The organism is Nocardia amamiensis (assembly GCF_015477605.1).
In the GTDB taxonomy this organism is placed as follows: Bacteria; Actinomycetota; Actinomycetes; order Mycobacteriales; family Mycobacteriaceae; genus Nocardia; species Nocardia amamiensis_A.
In genome coordinates, this window is sequence record NZ_JADLQX010000009.1 from 163520 (window position 1) to 166610 (window position 3091).

At 67.6% G+C, this 3091-nt stretch carries 3 protein-coding genes and 1 pseudogene; all 4 read left to right on the plus strand.

Translation table 11 applies throughout. The features are described from left to right. Positions 1 to 99 precede the first annotated feature (99 nt). The 4 genes and pseudogenes from IU459_RS14645 (at position 100) to IU459_RS14655 (ending at position 2928) form a co-directional block, all read left to right on the plus strand. A complete protein-coding gene (locus IU459_RS14645; RefSeq protein WP_195130058.1) occupies positions 100 to 309 on the plus strand; it encodes a hypothetical protein in 210 nt (69 codons plus the stop codon). A 13-nt stretch (positions 310 to 322) separates the two neighbouring features. Next, a pseudogene (locus IU459_RS40500) lies at positions 323 to 408 on the plus strand (succinate dehydrogenase iron-sulfur subunit); the annotation flags it as partial. 242 nt (positions 409 to 650) lie between these two features. Beyond that, complete coding sequence (locus IU459_RS14650; RefSeq protein ID WP_195130059.1) at positions 651 to 2339, plus strand: hypothetical protein; 1689 nt, start codon at positions 651 to 653, stop codon at positions 2337 to 2339. 154 nt (positions 2340 to 2493) lie between these two features. Further along, complete coding sequence (locus tag IU459_RS14655; RefSeq protein WP_195130060.1) at positions 2494 to 2928, plus strand: YbaB/EbfC family nucleoid-associated protein; 435 nt, start codon at positions 2494 to 2496, stop codon at positions 2926 to 2928. Positions 2929 to 3091 lie beyond the last annotated feature (163 nt).

Below are 3091 nucleotides of genomic sequence, written 5' to 3' on the forward strand. Positions count from 1 at the left end.
CCTGCAACGCCCCGGATGGCACTCCTACCAGGCCCCTCCTCCTGCGACCGTTGACGCAGCTCCACACACGACAGCCCCAACCCACGCAAGAGGACGGTCATGTTCGAAACATTGAAGATCGGCGCTTGGGCATGCATCGACGGACGCTGCCCCGTACGCCCTCTCCTGCACCTGGAGGACCAAGCCGTCACTCTGATTTTCGGTGACCGCGATACCTTCGAGGTCTACCTCGACAGTCCAGCGCTGCAAAACATCATCGAACTCGCGACCGTAGCTCTCAACGAACTCACGGGCCACACCTCCACGTAGACCCGAGCTGATCGCCCGGTTCGACGACACCACAAGTGCATCCTGTGCGGCTGCTGCACTACCTCCTGCCCCGTGTACTGGAGCGACGGCAGCTACTTCGACCACCGGAAACCGGGTCGACGGGCGCCGCGCCGGTGAGAACGGACTGAGCGAGCAGGCTCCCCGGCCCGGGGCATAAACGCCGGCCGGGGCAAGCGGCGTTCCCGCAAATGGGAACACCGGCGAACGTCGCTTATGCTTCGGCCCGGGTCGGCCTGGCGTGTGGCGGTTCGCCGATGCGCGACGTCCCGTTCAGCAGCTGAAGACGGCCGGGCCGTCTCGATATCGACCCAGGGGGTTGCGTGGCCGAATCACTGTCGGTCGACTTGGCCCAGCTGCGCGAATCGGCGGCGGAGTTGCGGCAGGCGGCCGAAGACGCCGAACGGGTGGCGAACGAGCTGAAGGCGGCACTTGCCGACGAGGGTGAGTTCTGGGGTGACGACGAGGCCGGCGAGACGTTCGCACGCACCTACAAGCCCGGTGCCGACCGTACGTTGGAGGGGTTCGACGACCTCGTCGCGGACATGCGGGCGATGAGTTCCGCGATGAAGGATGCGGCCGATGCGTTCGAGGACAGGGACCACTACGGCGGGCAGAACATCCGAAACCCCACCGGCGATGGCATCCCGGGCACGAACGCACCGAGTCAGAACTGGTCGGCAGGACCCATTCCGCAGGCGACGTCTACCGAATCCCTCAGCAGCACAGACGATTCCGCACGGCTGTCCGATCGCCCGGCGAACGGAGACTCCGCCCGTCCGCAGTCGGACGCCCCGAACGACCGCGGCAGCGTCGATACACAGCAACCCCCGGCCTCCGCCCAGCAGCCCGCGGAGTCCGGACAGCAACCCCCGGCAACCGGGCAGCCGCCCGCGGAGTCCGGACAGCAACCTACGGAATCGGGACAGCCGGACGATTCGACGGGCAATACCCCAGAAACCGAATCGCCCGATGACAAATCCGGCGACCAACCCCCGGCAGCCGAGACCGGATCGCCGACGACGCCCGGTAACGGCGCGGAGCGACAGGGAGCGCCGTCGAATACACCGACGGGGAAGCAGGCGGGTCCACAGACGATGCCGGGCGGCCGCAACGACTCTGGCAAGCCGATGGCGGATACGCCGTGGGCGCGGAACCGGTCGGGCACCCCTTGGGCAAAGGCTCCGAGTCCCTCGGGCGCTCCGGCGAACGAAACCCCGCCTCGGGTATCTCCTCCACGCACCCCGGACCGCCCGCCCGCGGGCAAGAAGCCGCAGCCGGCTCCGGAACGTCCAGAGCAGAAGCGGGCCCCGAAACAGGCAGGCGTGCGTGCGCGCCGAGCAACCGATGCCGAGACCATGCGGATCGCTCGGGAGATGGCCGCTCGGCACAACATCGAGATCGTCGGATTCGACGCGGCGGGTATCGCCGCGGCAACGGTCCAGGACATCGCCGATGCTGTCGACTCCGTCCTCCTGCGAATGCCGGCCGTGCTGCGCGGAATCGAGATCCGGGATGTGACGGGTCCGCTATCTGCCGTGGAGAATCGCAGCACGGCAGAGAAATCGGGAGAGGTAGCGCCGTGGATCGTGCTGGCTCGCACTGCTGTGATCGATCCTCGGATATTGGCCGGCGGTTTCCGGGCGACGACCGGATCCCGTCCCCCACGGCGACCGATGTATGCCGCGATCCTGCGGGAACTCGGCGCCGCGGTCGACCTCACCGGCGGGTTCCGGGCACACAGGGAGGCGCAACGCGCGCTCATCACCGAATACGTGCGGATCCACGGCCCCCGGGGCGAGACGCTGAGCCGGGTGGTCGCCGGCTACAAGCGATGGCGGGCGCAGCTCGGCGACAACTGTTTCGAGCAGGGTCTGTTCGTTCCGGGCAGGGCGCTGGCCGAGGGATTCGCCGCGGTCGAATCGAGTGAGGACGAGGCCAACGGCCCGCAGAAGGTGCTGGGTCGGCTGCTGGTGGTGATGTCGCGTGCGGCGTTGCCGGACCGGCAATGAGACCCGTTGCCGCCGGACCGGACGGCGTCTGGTTCTTCCCCCCTTCCCACCAGCGGTGAAAGTTGCCACGCACCTGTCGGTCATCATTATGGGCACGTTCGGAGGTCCGCGGTCGTCGCTGTCCGCTGAGAATTTCGAGTCGGAAGGTTGTGGCATGGATCGATGGGAGCGCGAAGGCCTGCGCTCGGCCAACAACGGCATGCGCAACCAGCTCGAACATCTCCTCGACTCCTTCGAACGTCAGCAGGGCCGACTCGCCGATGCGTTCCGAGAACTGGAAAATGCTCGCACGCAAGCGAGTTCTCCCGACCAATCGGTAGAGGTGACCGTTGACGCCGCCGGCGTGCTGACCGGCCTGCGCCTCACGGCCGCGGCAATGCGCCAGACACCGGAGCAGTTGAGCAGCGCGATCGTGGACGTCGCTCGGGCCGCGGCGCGCCAGGCGCAGCAGCGGACCGAGGCCATCGCCGCACCCGTCGACGCCGAGTTCGACGACCTGCCCGACCTGCCCGATATCTCCCCGGATGCCCCCAGCCTCCACGAGATTCGCGCCTTCTTCCGCGGGGACAACGAAGATTCCCCGAGGTAGTACCGGGGCGCGTAGTGCAGACAATGCCGCGTACCTGCCGCCGACCGGAGAGGAACTTCCCGCCGGCGGGAGGGCATGGGATTCGGGTGCGACCGTGCGACGCAGGCAGCAGTAGCGTTCACGGAGCCGCCTGGCGGATACGCATCGACGAACGCGAGCGCAC

Coding starts and splice junctions, on each gene's coding strand:
- IU459_RS14645 (WP_195130058.1), top strand. CDS start 100: ATGTTCGAAACATTGAAGATCGGCGCTTGGGCATGCATCGACGGACGC.
- IU459_RS14655 (WP_195130060.1), top strand. CDS start 2,494: ATGGATCGATGGGAGCGCGAAGGCCTGCGCTCGGCCAACAACGGCATG.